Below are 19865 nucleotides of genomic sequence, written 5' to 3'. Positions count from 1 at the left end.
GTCGTACCCGAGCGGGTACGACGGCGGAGGCCGTTCGCCGTGTGCGGGGTCAGCCGTTCGACGGGCCGCCGACCTGGATCCCGGCCATCCGCGACCACTCGTACGGGCCGGTGCGCACCTTGGCGGCGAATTCTCCGTCGAACGTCTCGTGCATCGTGATCCCGGCCTTCTGCGCGGCGCTCTCGGCGATGGCGTACGAGGGGGCGACCAGGTCGCCCCAGCCGCCGTCCTCACCCACGAGGACGATGCGGGTACCCGTCTGACCGGTGTAGGCGAGCTGCCCCTCGGCCCCGCCGTGCGCCTTGGCGAAGGCGCCGATCTGCTTGGCGAGCTTCGCAGCCCTGCGCTCCGCGCGGGCCGCGTGCTTGCTGTCGTCCGTCTGCTGGGTCTGGGGCTCTGCCGTCTCTGCCATGAAAAGGATGCTACCGACGGGTAGATCGATCGGCGACGGGCGGGGGCGTGGCATCGGCCACGTCCCCGCCCGTCGGCGGAGCTGCGTCACTGCGGGGTTACCTCAGGAAGGGGTCCACCGCGATGGCGACGAAGAGGAGCGAGACATAGGTGATGGACCAGTGGAACAGTCGCATCTCCTTGAGCTTGCCGCCGGTCACCCCGGCCTTCGCCCGGCTCTGCAGGCCGTGCGCCTCCCAGAGCCAGAAGCCGCCGGCCAACAGGGCCACCGCCGTGTAGAACCAGCCGGTGTAGCCGAGCGGGGTCAGCAGCAGCGAGACGCCGACCATCACCCAGCTGTAGAGGACGATCTGGCGGGCCACCACCTGGTTGGAGGCGACGACCGGAAGCATCGGGACGCCGACCCGGGCGTAGTCCTCCTTCACCTTCATCGACAGCGGCCAGTAGTGCGGCGGCGTCCAGAAGAAGATGACGGCGAAAAGAATGACCGCGGCCCAGGACATCGAATTGGTCACGGCGGACCAGCCGATGAGTACGGGCATGCAGCCGGCGATTCCGCCCCAGACGATGTTCTGCGAGGTCCGGCGCTTCAGCAGCATCGTGTAGACGACGACGTAGAACAGAAGTGCGCCGAGTGAGAGGGCGGCGGAGAGCCAGTTGACGAGCAGTCCGAACCAGACCGTGGAAATCACTCCGAGGGCGATTCCGAAGATCAGGCACTCACGCGGGCTCACCATGCCGGTGACCAGCGGCCTCTGGGACGTACGGTCCATCAGCGCGTCGATGTCACGGTCGATATACATGTTGAGCGCATTGGCGCCGCCCGCGGAGAGATATCCGCCGATGGTGGTGGTGACCACGAGCCACAGATCAGGCACGCCCTGAGCAGCAAGGAACATCACCGGAACGGTGGTGATCAGCAGCAACTCGATGATGCGCGGCTTGGTAAGCGCCACGAATGCCTTGATGCGGGCCCCGAACGGGCGATGGCCCACTGGGCTCGGAGTCAAGGCGACCCCTGCGGGTCGGGACTCGACGGCCGTCACGCACACCCCTGACAGAGAAATCCCAGCAAGCTCCAGGCATGAAGGCCCGGTAAAGACTTGCGCGAACCAGACCACTGTAGACGTTGCGGATACGCCGCTCTTCGCGGGGGTGGGGTCGTGTTGAGGTAGCGCAGAAGTGAACGGTGGCGCTCATACGGGAGGCGAACTCCGCAGGTCGCCCGCACTGTGGAAAGGGCAGAAGTGAGGCGTAGTTCCGGGGGTAGGCTCGCCAATGCCCGGTGCGGTATCAGTCACCGGTTTACAAACAGTGGAGAGGAGCCCTGACTCAGGGTGAGCACCAAGCCGACCACCACAGACCTCCAGTGGACCGAATTGGACCAGCGGGCCGTGGACACTGTCCGCGTCCTCGCCGCGGACGCCGTACAGAAGGTCGGAAACGGCCACCCGGGTACGGCGATGAGCCTGGCTCCTGCCGCGTACACCCTCTTCCAGAAGGTGATGCGCCACGACCCGGCGGACGCGGACTGGACCGGCCGTGACCGGTTCGTTCTTTCCGCGGGCCACTCCAGCCTGACGCTCTACATCCAGCTCTACCTGGCCGGTTACGGCCTGGAGCTGGACGACCTCAAGGCCTTCCGCACCTGGGGCTCCAAGACGCCCGGGCACCCGGAGTACGGCCACACCACCGGTGTCGAGACGACGACCGGCCCGCTCGGCCAGGGTGTCGCCAACGCCGTGGGCATGGCGATGGCCTCCCGTTACGAGCGCGGCCTGTTCGACCCGGAGGCGGCCCCCGGCACCTCCCCGTTCGACCACACCATCTGGGTCATCGCCGGTGACGGCTGCCTCCAGGAGGGCATCTCCGCCGAGGCGTCCTCGCTGGCCGGCCACCAGAAGCTCGGCAACCTGGTGCTTCTGTGGGACGACAACCACATCTCGATCGAGGGCGACACGGAGACCGCGGTCTCCGAGGACACCCTCAAGCGGTACGAGTCCTACGGCTGGCACGTCCAGCGCGTCGACCAGTCGCCCAGCGGCGACCTGGACCCCGAGGGCCTCTACACGGCGCTGCAGGCCGCCAAGGCCGAGACGGAGCGCCCGTCGTTCATCGCGGCCCGCTCGATCATCGCCTGGCCCGCCCCGAACGCGCAGAACACCGAGGCCGCGCACGGCTCGGCGCTCGGCGACGAGGAGATCGCGGCCACCAAGCGGGTGCTCGGCTTCGACCCGGAGAAGACCTTCGAGGTCTCCGACGAGGTCATCTCGCACACCCGTGAGGCGCTGGACCGCGGCCGTGAGGCCAGGGCCGAGTGGGAGAAGTCCTTCGCCGCGTGGCGCACCGCCAGCCCGGAGCGCGCCGCCGAGTTCGACCGGATCGCCGCGGGCGAGCTGCCCGAGGGCTGGGAGGACAAGCTTCCGGTCTTCGAGGTGGGCCACGGTGTCGCCACCCGTGCGGCCTCCGGCAAGGTCCTGCAGGCGCTCGGCGGTGTCATCCCCGAGCTGTGGGGCGGCTCGGCCGACCTGGCGGGCTCGAACAACACCACGATCGACAAGACGTCGTCGTTCCTCCCGGCCGGCAACCCGCTGCCCGAGGCCGACCCGTACGGCCGGACGATCCACTTCGGCATCCGCGAGCACTCCATGGCCGCGGCCATGAACGGCATCGCGCTGCACGGCAACACCCGTATCTACGGCGGCACCTTCCTGGTGTTCTCCGACTACATGCGCAATGCCGTGCGCCTGTCCGCACTGATGCACCTGCCGGTGACGTATGTATGGACGCACGACTCGGTCGGCCTCGGCGAGGACGGTCCGACCCACCAGCCGGTGGAGCACATCGCCTCGCTGCGCGCCATCCCGGGCCTCAACGTCGTGCGCCCGGCCGACGCCAACGAGACGACGATCGCCTGGCGCGAGATCCTGCGCCGCTACACCAAGGTGTTCGGCAAGGGCGCCCCGCACGGCCTGGCGCTGACCCGCCAGGGTGTGCCGACGTACGCGGCGAACGAGAACGCTGCCAAGGGCGGCTACGTCCTGTTCGAGGCCGAGGGCGGTGAGCCGCAGGCCGTTCTGATCGGCACGGGCTCCGAGGTCCAGCTGGCCGTCGAGGCGCGGGACGAGCTCCAGGCGGCCGGTGTGCCGACCCGTGTGGTGTCGATGCCGTGTGTCGAGTGGTTCGAGGAGCAGGACCAGGCGTACAAGGACAGCGTGCTGCCGCCGTCCGTGAAGGCCCGTGTCGCCGTCGAGGCCGGCATCGGCCTGACCTGGCACCGGTACGTGGGCGACGCGGGCCGGATCGTCTCGCTGGAGCACTTCGGTGCGTCGGCCGACGCCAAGGTCCTCTTCCGCGAGTTCGGCTTCACCGCCGGGCACGTGGCCGCCGCCGCCCGGGAATCTCTCGCCGCCACCACGCGCTGACCCGGTTATACGACTAGTAGGAGATGCAATTCTCATGACAGACGCACTCAAGCGCCTCTCCGACGAGGGCGTGGCGATCTGGCTCGATGACCTGTCCCGCACACGGATCACCTCCGGCAACCTCGCCGAGCTGATCGACCAGAGCCACGTCGTGGGTGTCACGACCAACCCGTCGATCTTCCAGAAGGCGATCTCCGAGGGCCACGGTTACGACCAGCAGCTCACCGACCTCGCCACCCGCAAGGTCACGGTCGACGAGGCCATCCGCATGATCACGACGGCCGACGTCCGCGACGCCGCCGACATCCTGCGCCCGGTCTTCGACGCCACCGGCGGCCAGGACGGCCGGGTCTCCATCGAGGTCGACCCGCGCCTGGCCCATCACACCGCGGCCACCGTCGCCGAGGCCAAGCAGCTGGCCTGGCTGGTGGACCGGCCGAACACGCTCATCAAGATCCCGGCGACGAAGGCCGGCCTGCCGGCGATCACCGAGGTCATCGGCAAGGGCATCAGCGTCAACGTGACGCTGATCTTCTCGCTGGAGCGCTACCGCGAGGTCATGGACGCCTACCTGGCGGGCCTGGAGAAGGCGAAGGCCGCGGGCCTGGACCTCTCCAGGATCCACTCCGTGGCCTCGTTCTTCGTGTCCCGTGTGGACAGCGAGATCGACAAGCGCCTGGACGCCGTGGGCACCGACGAGGCGAAGGCACTGAAGGGCAAGGCGGCCCTCGCCAACGCCCGCCTCGCCTACGAGGCGTACGAGGAGGTCTTCTCCTCCGACCGCTGGGCGGCCCTGGACAAGGCGCGCGCCAACAAGCAGCGTCCGCTGTGGGCCTCCACGGGCGTGAAGGACCCCGCGTACAAGGACACGCTGTACGTGGACGATCTGGTTGCACCCGGCACGGTGAACACCATGCCCGAGGGCACCCTCAACGCCACGGCGGACCACGGACAGATCACGGGCAACACCATCGCCGGCACCTACGAGCAGGCCCGTGCCGAGCTCGACGCCGTCGGGAAGCTCGGGGTCAGCTACGACGACGTCGTCCAGCTCCTCGAGGACGAGGGCGTCGAGAAGTTCGAGGCTGCCTGGATCGACCTGCTCAACTCCACCGAGGCCGAGCTCAAGCGCCTCGCTCCTTCGGAGGGCTGACCACCTTGTCTGGTGTTCCCGGAGCTAACCCGCTCCGTGACGCCCAGGACCGACGGCTCCCGCGTATCGCGGGGCCGTCGGGCCTGGTGATCTTTGGCGTCACGGGCGATTTGTCCCGTAAAAAGCTGATGCCCGCCGTCTACGACCTGGCCAACCGCGGCCTGCTGCCGCCGGGCTTCTCGCTCATCGGTTTCGCACGCCGCGAATGGCAGGACGAGGACTTCGCCCAGGAGGTCCACGACGCCGTCAAGCAGCATGCGCGTACGCCGTTCCGTGAAGAGGTCTGGCAGCAGCTCATCCAGGGGATGCGCTTCGTCCAGGGCAACTTCGACGACGACGACGCCTTCGAGACCCTGAAGTCCACGATCCAGGAGCTCGACAAGGCACAGGGCACGGGGGGCAACTTCGCCTTCTACCTGTCCGTACCGCCGAAGTTCTTCCCCAAGGTCGTCCAGCAGCTCAAGAAGCACGGGCTGGCGGACCAGAAGGAGGGCTCCTGGCGGCGTGCCGTCATCGAGAAGCCGTTCGGGCACGACCTCACCAGCGCGCAGGAGCTCAACCAGCTCGTGCACGATGTGTTCCCGCCGAACGAGGTCTTCCGTATCGACCACTACCTCGGCAAGGAGACGGTCCAGAACATTCTGGCGCTGCGCTTCGCCAACACGATGTTCGAGCCCATCTGGAACAGGTCGTACGTCGACCACATCCAGATCACGATGGCCGAGGACATCGGCATCGGCGGCCGGGCGGGCTACTACGACGGCATCGGCGCAGCCCGTGACGTCATCCAGAACCACCTGCTCCAGCTGCTGGCGCTGACAGCGATGGAGGAGCCCGGCTCCTTCCATCCCAAGGCCCTGGTCGCCGAGAAGCTCAAGGTGCTCACGGCGGTGGAGCTGCCGGAGGACCTGGGCAAGCACACCGTGCGCGGCCAGTACGCGCACGCGTGGCAGGGCGGCGAGGAAGTGCCCGGCTATCTGGAGGAGGACGGCATCGACCCCAAGTCGAAGACCGACACCTTCGCCGCGATCAAGCTGACGATCAACAACCGCCGCTGGGCGGGCGTGCCGTTCTATCTCCGTACCGGAAAGCGGCTCGGCCGCCGGGTCACCGAGATCGCGGTCGTCTTCAAGCGCGCCCCGTACCTGCCCTTCGAGTCCGGCGCGACGGAGGAGCTGGGCGGCAACGCCCTGGTCATCCGGGTGCAGCCGGACGAGGGCGTCACGGTGCGGTTCGGCTCCAAGGTGCCCGGTACCTCCATGGAGGTACGGGACGTCACGATGGACTTCGCGTACGGCGAGTCCTTCACGGAGTCCAGTCCCGAGGCGTACGAGCGGCTCCTCCTCGATGTCCTGCTCGGCGACGCCAACCTCTTCCCGCGTCACCAGGAGGTCGAGCTCTCCTGGAACATCCTCGATCCGATCGAGAGGTACTGGGACAAGCACGGCAAGCCCGCCCAGTACGCGGCCGGCACCTGGGGTCCGGCCGAAGCCGACGAGATGCTCGCACGCGACGGACGGAGCTGGCGCCGGCCATGAAGATCGATCTCACGGAAACCACGTCCAGCAAGATCAACCAGGCTCTGGTGTCGGCCCGCCGCTCCATCGGCACCCCGGCCATCGGGATGGTGCTCACCCTCGTCGTCGTCACCGACGAGGAGAACGCCTACGACGCGCTCCGGGCGGCGGCCGACTCCTCGCGCGAGCACCCCTCGCGGATCATCGCGGTGATCAAGCGGGTCAGCCGTTCTCCGCGCAGCCGGCGCGACGCACGGCTCGACGCCGAAGTGCGGGTCGGTTCCGACTCGGGCTCGGGCGAGACCGTCGTCCTGCGACTGCACGGCGAGCTGGCCAACCACGCCCAGTCGGTCGTCCTGCCGCTGCTGCTGCCGGACGCCCCGGTCGTGGTGTGGTGGCCCGAGGACGCGCCCGCGGACCCGGCGAAGGACCCGCTGGGTGCTCTGGCCCAGCGCCGGATCACCGACACGTACTCGGCCGAGCACCCGCTCGACGAGCTCGCGGTACGCGCGGCGACGTACCAGCCGGGTGACACCGACCTGGCCTGGACCCGCATCACGCCCTGGCGCTCGATGCTGGCGGCGGCGCTCGACCAGCAGCCCGCCCAGGTCGTCTCGGCGACGGTCGAGGGCGAGTCGGACAACCCGAGCTGCGAACTGCTGGCCATGTGGCTCGCGGACCGGCTCGGTGTCCCGGTGGAGCGCACCCTGTCCGCCGGTCCCGGGCTCACGGCCGTCCGGCTGGAGACCAAGAACGGCGTCATCGTTCTGGACCGGGCCGACGGCTCACTGGCCACGCTCTCCATGGTGGGCCAGCCGGACCGTGCGGTGGCGCTGAAGCGGCGGGAGACCGCCGAGCTCCTCGCCGAGGAACTGCGGCGTCTGGACCCGGACAACATCTACGAGTCCACGGTGAAGTTCGGCGTGGAGCGCCTCGGCGGTCCCGCCGAGGCGTCGTCCGTCGGTGCGGGGCACAAGCCGTCGTCACCGGCCGGTGCCGCCGCCCCGGCCGCGAAGAAGGCCGCGGCCAAGAAGGCGGCCTCGAAGTGAGTGCTCCGCAGCTCGTCGTGCACCGCGACAAGGAGCTGATGGCCCAGGCCGCGGCGGCCCGGCTGATCACGAAGATCGTGGACGCCCAGGCCGCACGCGGATCGGCCTCCGTGGTCCTCACCGGCGGGCGCAACGGCAACGGCCTGCTGGCCGCGCTCGCCGGGTCGCCCGCGCGGGACGCGATCGACTGGTCGCGCCTCGACCTGTGGTGGGGCGACGAGCGGTTCCTGCCCGAGGGCGACCCGGAACGCAACGTCACGCAGGCCCGCGAGGCCCTGCTGGACGCGGTGGCGCTGGACCCGTCCCGGGTGCACGCGATGCCCGCGTCCGACGGTCCCTACGGCGGCGACGCGGATGCCGCCGCCGCGGGGTATGCCGCCGAACTGGCCGCTGCGGCGGGCCCGGAGGACCACGGGCCCGTACCGACGTTCGATGTGCTGATGCTGGGCGTCGGCCCGGACACCCACGTCGCGTCGCTCTTCCCGGAGCTGCCGGCGGTACGGGAGACCGAGCGCACCGTCGTCGGTGTGCACGGCGCCCCCAAGCCGCCGCCCACCCGTGTCTCGCTCACGCTGCCCGCCATCCGGGCGGCGCGCGAGGTATGGCTGCTGGCCGCGGGTGAGGACAAGGCCGAGGCGGCGGAGATCGCGCTGTCCGGTGCCGGGGAGATCCAGGCCCCGGCGGCGGGCGCGTACGGCCGCAGCCGCACGCTGTGGCTGCTGGACGCCGCGGCGGCCTCGCGGCTGCCGCGCGCACTGTATCCGCCGGCATCTGCGTAGGCACGTGCCGCCCGAGGCCCGGTTCGCTCCCAGGAGCGGGCCGGGCCTCGGGCATGCCAGGGTGGTGCCATGGTGCGTATCGGGACTGTGGTGATGGGCGCGTCGGACGTACGGCGCGCGGCGGACTTCTGGATGGCGGCGCTGGGCTATGTGGAGCGTGAGCCGCTCGAGGACGACTGGGTGGTGCTGGTCCCGGCCGAGGGACCCGGCACGGGGCTGGCCCTGGGGCGCAGTGATTCGCCCGTGCAGGAGGTGCCGCGCGTCCACCTCGACCTGTACACCGAGGAGCAGGACGCCGAGGTGGAGCGGCTGATGGGGCTGGGTGCGCAACGGGTGGCGTGGGAGCTCTATCCGCCGGATCCGGACTTCGTGGTGCTCGCGGACACCGAGGGCAACCGCTTCTGCGTCATCGATACGACGCACGGCTGACCCGTGCACCTCAGGTGCGCTCCAGGAACGGCTCCAGCAGGCCGGGAACGGCCTCGGCCGCGAAGGCGAGGCCCTCGGAAGCGTCGGCGTCGTGCGCGGTGTACGCGCCCGCTCCGGCAGCCGTCGTCGCGGTGACGCTCAGCAGCCCGGCCCGGCGCTGGAAGCAGGACTGTTTCACCGTCCAGCCGATCACCCCGGTCCGCTGCAGGGCCGCCGTGGAGCGCCGGACGGTGCCGGACCGGGTCACGAGGTAGTCGCCGCTGACGGTGTGCCCCAGAGACCGGTATGCGTCGAGGGCGAGCAGCACGGCGAGCGGCAGGAACACCACCGCGCAGGCGAGCGCGATCCACAGGAGTACGGGCGTCAGCAGGGCGCCCAGGAGCGCCAGGGTCAGCACGGGGACCAGGACGGCCCCCAGCGCGCGGCGCAGCCGCCTGCCGCGGGCCGCGCGGGGGTGGGCGGTCAGCGGAGCACCGGTCGGGGCCCTCGTCTCGCGCAGGACCTCGGCCGCGATCGTGTCGGCCAGCGGGCGGGGCGCGGCCGGGAGCAGGGTGTTGTGGTCGGCGCCCTGCGACTCCTCGTCCGTGGCCAGTCCTGTGGTGATCGCATCCACCCGGGCGGCGCCGAACAGCCGGATGCCGAGCGGTTCCACCAGGTCCACCCCGCGCAGCCGCCGTTCCTCGACGGAGAGGGAGCGGGAGGTCAGCAGCCCCCGCCGCACCCGCAGGGTGCCGCCGGGTTCGCGCTCCAGGCGGTAGTTCCACCACATCTCGACCCAGAGGCCGAGTGCCCCGACGACACCGGCGGCCAGGGCCGCACCCACAAGGACGACGATCGCCCAGACCAGCGGCGTGTCCCGGAACCGGTCGGTGATCCAGTCGATCACCTCTCCCTGCGCCCCGACCCAGTCGCTGACCTGCATCACGCCGCCGGCCGCGGCACCGCCCAGCGCGGGCGCGACGAAGGAGACCGGTGCGTAGCGGATCCAGCGGGGGTCGAGCGTGGCCAGCTCGCCCTCGCGGTGCGTCCCGGAGCTTCCCCCGTCGGCACGGTCGAGGAGTTCGTGGCGCAGCCGCTCCCCCTCGGCCCGGGTGACGGGGTCGAGCTCCAGGGTGGATTCGCCGCCGGTGTGTTCACCGGTGCCTATGCGCACCGTGACGAGCCCGAGGATCCGCAGGAGCACATGGGCGGTGAGGTCGACGCTGCGGATCCGTTCCCGGGCCAGTGAGCGCCGTTTGACCAGCAGAAGTCCGGTGTGCAGGTCGATGCGTGCGGTGCCGACGCGGTAGCGGGTGCGCCGCCACCGCACGTAGTCACCGGCGGCGGCACAGCCGATCAGGAGGACCGCTCCGGCCAGCGCCCAGCCGATGGCTCTCGCATATCCGAACCGGCCTGACAGCGTGACCACGGCCGGTACGGCGGCGCCCACCGCGACTCCTGCCGTGACGAGCGCGGTGACCAGCACCGTACGCGGGTGGATACGCCGCCACCCGGGGCCCTCGTCCGCGGCGGTGCTCACGTGGCGTCGCCGGGGGTGACCTGGGTGATCCTGGTCAGCCGTTCGACGAGCTCGGCCGCAGCCTCGTGGCCGAGGCCCTCGATCTCCACCGCGCCCTTGGCGGACGCGGTGGTGACCGTGACCGTGGCCAGTCCGAAGAGCTGCTCCAGCGGGCCGCGCACGGTGTCCACGGTCTGGATGCGGGACATCGGTGCGATCCGCCACTCCTGCAGGAAGACGCCGGTCCGTACGTAGACCGCGTCGTCGGTGACCTCCCAGCGATGGGTGCGGAACCACCGGAGGGGGAAGAGGACGGCACACAGCAGGCCGATGACCGCCAGCGCCGCGGCGGGTACCAGCAGCCAGATCCTGGCAGGCGCGATGAAGGCTCCCAGCAGGCCGAGCACGGCCACCGGAGCCGCCGTCAGCAGCAGCCATTGGGCGCGCCACCAGCCGACGGCTCTCGGAGCCGGTGCGTTCCGCGGCGGCCTGAGTACTATCGTCCCCTCCCCCTCACCCATCGGCTCAGCGACCTCGCAGCGTGCGGTAGGCGGAGACAAGGGCGGCGGTGGAGCTGTCGAGCTGCTCCGCGCCGGTGCCGTCGGTCAGGACCGGCTCGATCTTCCTGGCGAGGACCTTGCCGAGCTCGACGCCCCACTGGTCGAAGGAGTCGATGTTCCAGATGGCGCCCTGGACGAAGACCTTGTGCTCGTACAGCGCGATCAGCTGGCCGAGCACCGACGGGGTGAGCCGGTCGGCGAGAATCGTGGTCGTCGGGTGGTTGCCGCGGAACGTCTTGTGCGCAACGAGCTCCTCGGCGACGCCTTCCGCGCGGACCTCGTCGGGCGTCTTGCCGAAGGCGAGGGCCTGGGTCTGGGCGAAGAAGTTGGCCATCAGCAGGTCGTGCTGGGCGATCAGACCGGGCAGCAGATCACCGACGGGCGCCGCGAAGCCGATGAAGTCCGCCGGGATGACCTTCGTGCCCTGGTGGATCAGCTGGTAGTAGGCGTGCTGGCCGTTGGTGCCGGGGGTGCCCCAGACGACCGGGCCGGTCTGCCAGTCGACCGGATTGCCGTCCCGGTCCACGGACTTGCCGTTGGACTCCATGTCCAGCTGCTGCAAGTACGCGGTGAACTTGGACAGATAGTGGCTGTAGGGCAGCACGGCGTGGGACTGGGCGTCGAAGAAGGCGCCGTACCAGACACCCAGCAGGCCCAGCAGGAGCGGGGCGCTCTCCTCGGCGGGCGCGGTGCGGAAGTGCTCGTCGACGAGGTGGAAGCCGTCGAGCATCTCGCGGAACCGGTCCGGACCGATGGCGATCATCAGCGAGAGACCGATCGCCGAGTCGTAGGAGTAGCGGCCGCCGACCCAGTCCCAGAACTCGAACATGTTGGCCGTGTCGATACCGAAGTCCGCGACCTTCTCCGCGTTGGTCGACAGCGCCACGAAGTGCTTGGCGACGGCGTCCTGACCGGCCTTCAGCTCGGTGAGCAGCCAGTCGCGGGCGGAGGTGGCGTTGGTGATGGTCTCGATCGTGGTGAAGGTCTTGGACGCGACGATGAACAGCGTCTCGGCCGGGTCGAGGCCCTGTACGGCCTCGTGCAGGTCCGCGCCGTCGACATTGGAAACGAAGCGGACGGTGAGCGAGCGGTCCGTGAAGGAACGCAGCACCTCGTACGCCATGGCGGGGCCGAGGTCGGAGCCGCCGATGCCGATGTTCACGATGTTCTTGATGGGCTTGCCGGTGTGACCGGTCCACTCCCCCGCCCTGATCCGGTCGGAGAAGGCGGCCATCCTGTCGAGTACGGCGTGCACGGCCGGCACCACGTTCTCGCCGTCGACCTCGATCACGGCACCCCGCGGGGCGCGGAGCGCGGTGTGCAGGACGGCGCGGTCCTCGGTGGTGTTGATCTTCTCGCCGCGGAACATCGCGTCCCGCAGCCCGGTGACCTCCGTGGCGGCGGCGAGCTCACGCAGCAGACGGAGCGTCTCGTCGTTGACCAGGTGCTTGGAGTAGTCGATGTGGAGGTCGCCGACCCGGAGGGTGTACGCGCTCCCGCGGTCCGGTGCGTCCGCGAACAGCTGACGCAGATGGGTGCCGCCGAGCTCCTCACGGTGCTTACCGAGAGCCGTCCACTCGGGCGTCTGGTTGAGCTTGGTTCGGCTTTGTGCGTTCATCCGGGAAATCGCCCACTTCTTCTCGTACCTGCAACATCCCCGCTGCCCCTCCAACCTAATTGATCTGGAGGATGCGACGGGGCAACGGGCGGTACAGCGGGCGACATACGGATTCCGGCCGGGCACCCGTGGGGTGACCGGCCGGTGAACAACTTCCAGGGTCTTTCGTTTGGATCCGGCCTGATCCGAACGAGAGGCCCTAGATCTCGCCGCGGAGTTTCGCGAGGGCTTCGGCGAGGATCGCTTCACCGTCCGCGTCGCTGCGCCGCTCGCGCACGTACGCCAGGTGCGTCTTGTACGGCTCGGTGCGCGGGGGGGCCGGCGGACTGTCCCGGTCCTGGCCGGCCGGGAAGCCGCACCGCGGGCAGTCCCAGGTCTCCGGTACCTGCGCGTCATGGGCGAAGCTCGGCTGCGTCTCGTGCCCGTTCGAGCACCAGAAGGAGATGCGGAGACGCGGCGCGGACTCGCCGCGCTCGGCCTCCCCCATCGGCCCCGCTCCGACCCGGCTTCCCCGGATCGCGTTGCCACTTGCCACGGTCGTAACTCCCTGCGTGATGGTGCTCGAAGATGCCCCAGTCTACGTAAGGCCCAACGCGCGTCCAGTGGAAGGAGTTACACCCTCACCGGGAATCGCAAACGACGGGTCAGCTGTCCAGCTTGATGAGCAGACCAAGGACGACAATGCACGCGAACCAGGACAGACCAATCACAACGGTGATGCGGTCGAGGTTACGCTCGGCGACCGAGGAGCCGCCCACGGACGACTGCATTCCGCCACCGAACATGTCGGAGAGGCCGCCGCCCTTTCCCTTGTGCATCAGCACCAGCAGCATCAGCAGCAGGCTGAAGACGATCAGGGCGATCTCGAACGCCAAAATCACGGCTGGTTCCTACTTTCCGGAATCTCTAGGACTGCATGTACGAACAGCGGGGGCCTGAAGGGGGATACCCCTCTCGGCCCCCGCAAGGGTACGACGGATCGGCGCTACCGCATACTCACTGGTCGCGGAAGCGGACGATCTTGACGAACTCGTCGGCGTCCAGGGCGGCACCGCCGATGAGCGCACCGTCCACATCGGGCTGCGCCATGATGGCCGCGACGTTGCCGGACTTCACCGAGCCGCCGTACTGGATACGGACGGCGTCGGCCAGCTCCTGCGAGTACAGCTCGGCCAGCCGGCGGCGGATCGCACCGCAGACCTCCTGGGCGTCCTCGGGAGTGGCGACCTCGCCGGTCCCGATGGCCCAGACCGGCTCGTACGCGATCACGATCGACTCGGCCTGCTCGGCCGGGACGTCCTTCAGGGCGCCGTCGAGCTGCGCGAGGGTGTAGGAGACCTGCTCACCGGCCTTGCGGATGTCCAGGCCCTCGCCGACGCAGAGGATCGGCGTCAGGCCGTGCTTGTAGGCGGCCTTCACCTTGGCGTTGCAGATCTCGTCGTTCTCGGCGTGGTACTGGCGGCGCTCGCTGTGGCCGACGGCCACATACGTGCACTTCAGCTTGGCGAGCATCGGGCCGGAGATCTCACCGGTGTACGCGCCGGAGTCCTGCGCCGAGATGTCCTGGGCACCGTACTTGATCTTGAGCTTGTCGCCGTCCACCAGGGTCTGCACGGAGCGCAGGTCGGTGAAGGGCGGCAGGACGGCGACCTCTACGGCGTCGTAGTCCTTGTCGGCCAGCGCGAAGGCGAGCTTCTGGGTGTGGGCGATGGCCTCGAGGTGGTTGAGGTTCATCTTCCAGTTGCCCGCCATGAGCGGGGTACGACCTTGGGCAGTAGCAGTCATTGAGGGTCAGTCCTCCAGTGCGGCGAGGCCGGGAAGCGTCTTGCCCTCGAGGTATTCGAGGCTGGCGCCGCCACCGGTCGAGATGTGGCCGAATGCGTTCTCGTCGAAGCCCAGGATGCGGACGGCGGCTGCGGAGTCCCCGCCGCCGACGACGCTGAAGGCCGAGGAGTCGACGAGGGCCTGGGCGACCGCTCGGGTGCCCTCGGCGTAGTCGGGGTGCTCGAAGACGCCCATCGGGCCGTTCCAGAAGACGGTGGCGGCGTCGGCGAGCTTCGAGGCGTAGAGCTTGTTGGTCTCCGGGCCGTTGTCCAGGCCCATCACACCGGCCGGGATGGCGTCGGCGGCGACCGTGCTGGGGTGGGTCGGGGCCTTGGCCTTGAGGTCCGGGAACTGCGCCGAGACGACGACGTCGACGGGCAGCACGAACTCCACACCCTTCTCCTCGGCACGCTTGAGGTATCCGAGCACCGCCGGGATCTGGTCCTCCTGGAGCAAGGAGCTGCCGACCTCGTGGCCCTGGGCCTTGAGGAAGGTGTACGCCATTCCGCCGCCGATGAGGATGCGGTCGGCCCTCTCCAGCAGGTGGTCGATGACGCCGAGCTTGTCGGAGACCTTGGAGCCGCCGAGGACCACGGCGTAGGGGCGCGTGACGTCCTCGGTGAGCTTCTTGAGAACGCCGACCTCGGTGGCGATCAGGCCGCCGGCCGCGTGCGGCAGCCGGGCCGGAAGGTCGAAGACCGAGGCGTGCTTGCGGTGGACGGCACCGAAACCGTCGCCGACGTAGACATCGGCGAGCTCGGCGAGCCGGTCGGCGAAGGCGCCGCGCTCGGCGTCGTCCTTCGACGTCTCACCGGCGTTGAAGCGGAGGTTCTCGATGACGGCGACCCGGCCGTCGGTGAGAGCGGCGACCGTGGCGCGGGCGGACTCACCGACCGTGTCGGTCGCGAAGGCGACCTCGGCACCGAGCAGGTCACCGAGGCGCGCGGCGGCAGGAGCCAGCGAGAACGCCGGGTCCGGGGCACCCTTGGGGCGGCCGAGGTGCGAGGCGACGATGACCCGCGCGCCGGCTTCGGCGAGCCTGGCGACCGTCGGCTGGACGGCGCGGATGCGGCCGTCGTCGGTGATCGTGGTGCCGTCGAGCGGCACGTTGAGGTCGGCGCGGACGAATACCCGCTTGCCGGCGACCCCTTCGGCGAGAAGTTCGTCGATCGTCTTCATCTTTTTGCGGTACTCCTTGGAAGGACGGATGAGCACGCAAGGGGCTCGGACGGCGCCACATTGCGCCGCCCGAGCCCCTTGCTCACATCGAGATGCCTGCCGATCCGAGGATCAGAGCTGCTCGCCGACGAAGACGGTCAGGTCGACGAGGCGGTTGGAGTAACCCCACTCGTTGTCGTACCAGCCGAGGATCTTCACCGTGCTGCCCTCCTGGACCATGGTCAGGGAGGAGTCGAAGGTGCAGGACGACGGGTCGCCGACGATGTCCGAGGACACGATCGGGTCCTCGGTGTACGTCAGGAAGCCCTTGAGGTCGCCGTCGTCGGACGCCTTCTTGAACGCGGCGTTGACCTCGTCCTTGGTGACCTCGCGCTGCAGGGTCACGACGAGGTCGGTGGCGGAACCGGTCGGGACCGGGACACGCATCGCGATGCCGTCGAGCTTGCCCTTGAGCTGCGGGAGGACCAGAGCGGTCGCCTTGGCGGCACCGGTCGTGGTCGGAATGATGTTCTCGGCGGCGGCACGGGCGCGACGCAGGTCCGAGTGCGGGAAGTCCAGGATCCGCTGGTCGTTCGTGTACGCGTGGACCGTCGTCATCAGGCCCTTGACGATGCCGAAGTTCTCGTCGAGAACCTTGGCCATCGGCGCCACACAGTTGGTGGTGCAGGAGGCGTTGGAGATGACGTGGTGGTTGGCCGCGTCGTACTTGTCCTGGTTGACGCCCATCACGATGGTGATGTCCTCGTCCTTGGCCGGAGCCGAGATGAGGACCTTCTTGGCGCCACCCGCGATGTGCTTCTCCGCGTCGGCCTTCTTGGTGAAGATGCCGGTCGACTCGATGACGATGTCGACGCCCAGCTGACCCCAGGGGATGTCGGCCGGGTTGCGCTCGGAGAGCACCTTGATGGTGCGACCGTCGACGGTGATGGTGTCGGCGGTGTGGCTCACCTCTGCCTTGAGACGACCCAGAATGGTGTCGTACTTCAGCAGGTGGGCCGTGGTCGCAGTGTCACCCAGGTCGTTGACAGCCACGATCTCGATGTCCGCACCCTGCTCCAGCAGCGCGCGGAAATAGTTACGACCGATGCGGCCAAAGCCGTTGATGCCTACGCGGATCGTCACGAACCGATCTCCTCGTTAGGTACGCCGGTTTTCGACGCCGGCGAGTTGTATGGGATGTCCCCGACCGCCTCCGACCCTACCTCTCCGACGGCCCGGTAGTGACATCGAGTAGGGGCGGAACAGACCCGAAGGCCCGTACTCCCGAGTAGGAATACGGACCTCCGGTCCTGCGGCAACCATGCGGGTGGGAGCCGGCCCCGCCCGCGCGACGGCTACGGAGCGTCAACGCCCCAGGCTTCTCAGCGCCTTTCCGATCAGCTGCTTCCGTTCGACGGCACCGGCCACGTGTTCGAGACCGAAGCCGAGCAGCACGGTGTCCCGGGTCGTGACGGCGGCCTGCGAATGGAAGAGCGGTCCGGAACGGGTCCAGTCGGCCGTGTTCACCGGGCTGCCGGCCGGTGCCCCGGGGGTGTTCCAGGCCCCGAGTGCGGTCTCGAAGCCCTCGGTGTCCCGGGGCGTTCCGCCGATGACGAGCTCGGTGTCGTCCACGAAGACCCCGATGCCGCCCGAGCCCGGGTCGGTGACGTAGGAGACCGAGAGCTCGACCTGCTTGCCCGCGTACGCACCGAGGTCCACCAAGACCTGCTGCCAGCCGTTGGAGCTGCCCGTGAACCGGTGCCAGCTGCCGGTGGTCCCGGTGCCGGTGCAGGCGTCGCCGCCGACGGTCAGGTAGTGGGTGAGGAAGGGGTGGAGCTGGGCGTAGTAGCCCTCCTCGCAGTCCGCGGGCAGGCCGGTGTCGGTACCGCCGTTGGCGTCGGGCAGGGTCGTCCAGTCGTCCTGGCCCACCGTGCGGGCCTCGATGACGACATTGTCGTACCCCTCCTCCGTGTCGTAACTGAGCTGGAACCGCAGGCCGGGTGAGTCGGCTGCGGCGGTGCCCGTCAGGTCGACGGTGCGGGAGAGCCTCTTGTAGGAGTTGTCCTGGTGGGTGGCTGCTGCGAACCAGGCACCCCCGTGCGGTTCGAAGGGTGTGCGGACCCCCGGGTAGTCACCCGCTGCGGCGCTGCGGAACTGCGGGAACTTCTTCGGGTCCAGCGTGTCGGAGGTGACGGTGTACGCGCCCGCCGCCTCCAGCGCGTTGTCCGGGGCGTCGCCGAGCGTGCCGGTCGCCCCGGACAGCCGTCCGGAGCCGGCGAAGGAGGGCGGGGACTTCAGCCCGACCCGGTTGTACGCACCGAGGTAGTACTGCGAGAAGTCGTCGGTGCCCCCTGCGCCGGTGACGGTTCCGCCCGCCCGCTCGCCGGCGTTGATCAGCTTGCCGCCCTCGTTGACGTAGGAGCGGACCGCGAGCATGGTCGTGGCGGCCGGGCGCTCGGCGCCGGTGTACCAGAGGACGGTGCGGAAGTGGCTGAGCACGCCGAGGGCGTGCGGGGCGCCGTAGGCGGCGACGTCCCAGACGGCGGCTCCGTGGCCGTTGGCCGCGAGCGCCCCGGTGTACGCGGCGGTGTGCCGGGCGGTGGCGCCCTCCTCGGCGATCACCAGGGTGTCGCCGCGCGGCCGGTCGGCGACGGTGTAGGTGAAGGGGGTGCTGGAGGTCCGCTTGCCCGCCGTCGTACGGCCGGTGAACCAGACCGTGACGGTGTCGCCCTCGTCGGCGTCCTCGACCTCGGCGCGGTACTGGTCGAAGTGGAGGTTGTCCTCTCCGCCGTAGGTCTCGCCGCCCTTCCATGCCTTCAGCCGCTCGGTGTGCGTGCGGCCGCCGTCGATGCGGTAGTTGAGGCGCTTGTCGCGGACCGACCTGCGGGCGGTGACCGCCACTTCCTGGTCGTCGCCGCGGGCGTAGGAGGTGGTGAAGGCGTCCGGGGTGAAGTCGGGTGCGTCGATACCGACCGGGGAGACCGGCCGGTCGGGGTGCGCGGAGGACTCGGCGACCGCGAGGGCGAACGGGACGTTCTTGGCGAACTCCTGCTGGATCAGCTTTTCGTCGTCCGGGAAGCGGAAGACCGAGCCGCAGTCGGCCGGCTCCCATGCGTCGTCGGGATCGACCCGAGAGGCGGTTGCACAGGTCGACATCTCCGGCGTGAACATCATCATCCTGTTGACGTTGGCCGCGTGCCCGTCGGCCTCACCGTTGGTGACGTACAGCTCGGAGGAGACCTGCGGGTGGTATCCCGGGACGGCGGAGTTCCCGGGCGTTCCGGCGAGCGCCCGGTAGACGATGTCGTCGGGGGTGTCCGTGGCGACCTGCCAGCCCACCCCGTACAGCAACAGCTGTGCGGCGGAGTGGTAGTTGATCCCGTACTGGAAGCCGATGCGCTTCTGGAAGGCGTCCAGCGCCCGGGTCTCCGGCTCGGAGGCGGGGGCGGTGCCGCGGAAGGTCTCGTCGCCGGGGTCCGGCGACGAACCCTCGTTGTCGTAGCCCCACTTGTAGGGGAAGTTGCGGTTGAGGTCCACGCCGTCGCCGCCGGCGATCTCACCGTCGCCGTTGTTGTCGCGGAGGTTCTTGCGCCAGTCCCGCTCGCCGGTGAACGTGTAGTCGTAGCCGTCGGGGTTGGCGGACAGCACGAACCAGAGTTCGGTGGTGTCCACGATCTTCGTGATCCGCGGGTCCTTGCCGTACCCGTCGAGGTAGTGGTGCATCAGCCGGCGCGTCATCTCCGGGGTGATCCACTCCCGGGCGTGCTGGTTGGACATGTACAGCGTGGCGGGCCTGGAGCCGTCCCTGCTCTTCTTGGCGCCCTTGGTGACCTTCAGGGCCAGGATGTCCTGGCCCCGGACGGTCCTGCCGATGCTGACGACCTTGGAGAGGCCGGGGTTGGCCTGCGCGGTCGCGAGGATCTCCTTCTTCAGGCCGTTCTCGCCGCTGTACGGGCGGAAGACGCCCCCACCGGCTGCCGCGACCCGTTTCGAGGCCGTGGCGGAAAGGGTGTGCTCGGTGATCTCGACACCCTTGCCGCGCAGCTCTCCGGCCTGCCGGTCGGTGAGGTACAGCTCCACGGTGGCCGAGCCGCGGTCCGGCACCTGCTCGCTCAGTTCGTGGCCGTCCGTGCCCGCCTCGGCCAGCAGCGGCACCTGGGCCGCGGTGACCTCCGCGTGCCAGACGGACAGCCCGTCGTCCGCTCCGCCGCCCCTCCCCTGATCGGCCTGCGCAACGGGTACCACCAGTCCGGCCATCAGCAATGAAGCCGCGGCGAGGATCGCTCGCGCTCTGCGTCTCATGAGCCCCCCATGCAGTTGTCTGCCACTTCCGTCCGCCGGGTCGGCGGACAGAGGACAGATTCGTGATGGTCCATGACCATGTCAATAGGGCCTCGATGCGGCACGAAGACCGTGTATCGGGCATGAATGAAGAGCGTGTACT

The 19865-nt window shown here is 69.3% G+C and carries 17 protein-coding genes; 6 read left to right on the top strand and 11 right to left on the bottom strand.

Annotated elements, in window-relative coordinates; translation table 11 throughout:
* Positions 1-49 precede the first annotated feature (49 nt).
* Together ACFWBQ_RS21060 and ACFWBQ_RS21055 are read right to left on the bottom strand one after the other, a co-directional pair.
* Entirely contained in the window at positions 50-412 is a 363-nt protein-coding gene (locus ACFWBQ_RS21060; RefSeq protein ID WP_385491045.1) for a hypothetical protein, read from the bottom strand.
* Positions 413-509: 97 nt separating this feature from the next.
* Positions 510-1463: a heme o synthase gene (locus tag ACFWBQ_RS21055; protein WP_385491042.1), complete on the bottom strand. Its 954-nt coding sequence runs from the start codon at positions 1461-1463 to the stop codon at positions 510-512.
* Positions 1464-1748: 285 nt separating this feature from the next.
* On the opposite strand from ACFWBQ_RS21055, the gene tkt reads away from it, so the two are divergent.
* The 6 genes from tkt (at position 1749) to ACFWBQ_RS21025 (ending at position 8763) form a co-directional block, all read left to right on the top strand.
* Positions 1749-3836, top strand: coding sequence for a transketolase (gene tkt, locus ACFWBQ_RS21050; RefSeq protein WP_385491039.1), 2088 nt, complete (start codon positions 1749-1751; stop codon positions 3834-3836).
* A 34-nt stretch (positions 3837-3870) separates the two neighbouring features.
* Positions 3871-4989 carry a transaldolase gene (gene tal, locus ACFWBQ_RS21045; RefSeq protein WP_385491036.1) on the top strand — a complete coding sequence of 373 codons (1119 nt, stop codon included), beginning with the start codon at positions 3871-3873 and terminating at the stop codon, positions 4987-4989.
* A 5-nt stretch (positions 4990-4994) separates the two neighbouring features.
* Entirely contained in the window at positions 4995-6527 is a 1533-nt protein-coding gene (zwf, locus tag ACFWBQ_RS21040; protein WP_385491033.1) for a glucose-6-phosphate dehydrogenase, read from the top strand.
* Positions 6524-7555 (top strand): glucose-6-phosphate dehydrogenase assembly protein OpcA, encoded by a 1032-nt coding sequence (gene opcA, locus ACFWBQ_RS21035; RefSeq protein WP_385491031.1) that lies wholly within the window; start codon positions 6524-6526, stop codon positions 7553-7555. Before zwf ends, opcA begins: the two co-directional genes overlap by 4 nt.
* Positions 7552-8334 carry a 6-phosphogluconolactonase gene (pgl, locus tag ACFWBQ_RS21030; protein ID WP_383182105.1) on the top strand — a complete coding sequence of 261 codons (783 nt, stop codon included), beginning with the start codon at positions 7552-7554 and terminating at the stop codon, positions 8332-8334. Before opcA ends, pgl begins: the two co-directional genes overlap by 4 nt.
* A gap of 69 nt (positions 8335-8403) precedes the next feature.
* Positions 8404-8763, top strand: a complete 360-nt coding sequence (locus ACFWBQ_RS21025; RefSeq protein WP_385491028.1) for a VOC family protein — start codon at positions 8404-8406, stop codon at positions 8761-8763.
* A gap of 10 nt (positions 8764-8773) precedes the next feature.
* On the opposite strand, the gene ACFWBQ_RS21020 is transcribed toward ACFWBQ_RS21025, so the two are convergent.
* The 9 genes from ACFWBQ_RS21020 to ACFWBQ_RS20980 form a co-directional block, all read right to left on the bottom strand.
* Positions 8774-10282, bottom strand: a complete 1509-nt coding sequence (locus ACFWBQ_RS21020; RefSeq protein ID WP_385491026.1) for a PH domain-containing protein — start codon at positions 10280-10282, stop codon at positions 8774-8776.
* Complete coding sequence (locus tag ACFWBQ_RS21015) at positions 10279-10782, bottom strand: PH domain-containing protein (RefSeq protein ID WP_385491023.1); 504 nt, start codon at positions 10780-10782, stop codon at positions 10279-10281. The genes ACFWBQ_RS21020 and ACFWBQ_RS21015 overlap by 4 nt, the downstream gene beginning before the upstream one ends.
* Positions 10783-10786: 4 nt before the next feature.
* Positions 10787-12439, bottom strand: coding sequence for a glucose-6-phosphate isomerase (gene pgi, locus ACFWBQ_RS21010; protein ID WP_385491020.1), 1653 nt, complete (start codon positions 12437-12439; stop codon positions 10787-10789).
* Between the two features lie 199 nt (positions 12440-12638).
* Positions 12639-12974: an RNA polymerase-binding protein RbpA gene (locus tag ACFWBQ_RS21005; RefSeq protein ID WP_078598194.1), complete on the bottom strand. Its 336-nt coding sequence runs from the start codon at positions 12972-12974 to the stop codon at positions 12639-12641.
* Between the two features lie 109 nt (positions 12975-13083).
* Entirely contained in the window at positions 13084-13320 is a 237-nt protein-coding gene (gene secG / locus ACFWBQ_RS21000; protein ID WP_385491016.1) for a preprotein translocase subunit SecG, read from the bottom strand.
* A gap of 115 nt (positions 13321-13435) precedes the next feature.
* Positions 13436-14224 (bottom strand): triose-phosphate isomerase, encoded by a 789-nt coding sequence (gene tpiA / locus ACFWBQ_RS20995; RefSeq protein WP_385491013.1) that lies wholly within the window; start codon positions 14222-14224, stop codon positions 13436-13438.
* A gap of 6 nt (positions 14225-14230) precedes the next feature.
* Positions 14231-15442 carry a phosphoglycerate kinase gene (locus tag ACFWBQ_RS20990; protein WP_385491010.1) on the bottom strand — a complete coding sequence of 404 codons (1212 nt, stop codon included), beginning with the start codon at positions 15440-15442 and terminating at the stop codon, positions 14231-14233.
* Positions 15443-15553: 111 nt separating this feature from the next.
* On the bottom strand, positions 15554-16564 hold the full coding sequence (gene gap, locus ACFWBQ_RS20985) for a type I glyceraldehyde-3-phosphate dehydrogenase (protein ID WP_385491007.1): 1011 nt from the start codon (positions 16562-16564) through the stop codon (positions 15554-15556).
* Between the two features lie 222 nt (positions 16565-16786).
* Positions 16787-19723 (bottom strand): M14 family zinc carboxypeptidase, encoded by a 2937-nt coding sequence (locus tag ACFWBQ_RS20980; protein WP_385491004.1) that lies wholly within the window; start codon positions 19721-19723, stop codon positions 16787-16789.
* Between the last annotated feature and the right edge of the window lie 142 nt (positions 19724-19865).

Origin of the sequence: Streptomyces sp. NPDC060035 (genome assembly GCF_042736635.1) — a bacterium.
In the GTDB taxonomy this organism is placed as follows: domain Bacteria; phylum Actinomycetota; class Actinomycetes; order Streptomycetales; family Streptomycetaceae; genus Streptomyces.
The sequence above is the reverse complement of the archived record's forward strand: the minus strand, read 5'-3'. Positions and strand labels throughout refer to the sequence as shown.

Bases quoted from the DNA above. Each gene is read 5' to 3' on its own strand.
- ACFWBQ_RS21060 (WP_385491045.1), bottom strand. From the start codon at position 412: ATGGCAGAGACGGCAGAGCCCCAGACCCAGCAGACGGACGACAGCAAG.
- tal (WP_385491036.1), top strand. From the start codon at position 3,871: ATGACAGACGCACTCAAGCGCCTCTCCGACGAGGGCGTGGCGATCTGG.
- opcA (WP_385491031.1), top strand. From the start codon at position 6,524: ATGAAGATCGATCTCACGGAAACCACGTCCAGCAAGATCAACCAGGCT.
- ACFWBQ_RS21025 (WP_385491028.1), top strand. From the start codon at position 8,404: ATGGTGCGTATCGGGACTGTGGTGATGGGCGCGTCGGACGTACGGCGC.
- ACFWBQ_RS21015 (WP_385491023.1), bottom strand. From the start codon at position 10,782: ATGGGTGAGGGGGAGGGGACGATAGTACTCAGGCCGCCGCGGAACGCA.
- pgi (WP_385491020.1), bottom strand. From the start codon at position 12,439: ATGAACGCACAAAGCCGAACCAAGCTCAACCAGACGCCCGAGTGGACG.
- tpiA (WP_385491013.1), bottom strand. From the start codon at position 14,224: ATGACTGCTACTGCCCAAGGTCGTACCCCGCTCATGGCGGGCAACTGG.
- ACFWBQ_RS20990 (WP_385491010.1), bottom strand. From the start codon at position 15,442: ATGAAGACGATCGACGAACTTCTCGCCGAAGGGGTCGCCGGCAAGCGG.
- ACFWBQ_RS20980 (WP_385491004.1), bottom strand. From the start codon at position 19,723: ATGAGACGCAGAGCGCGAGCGATCCTCGCCGCGGCTTCATTGCTGATG.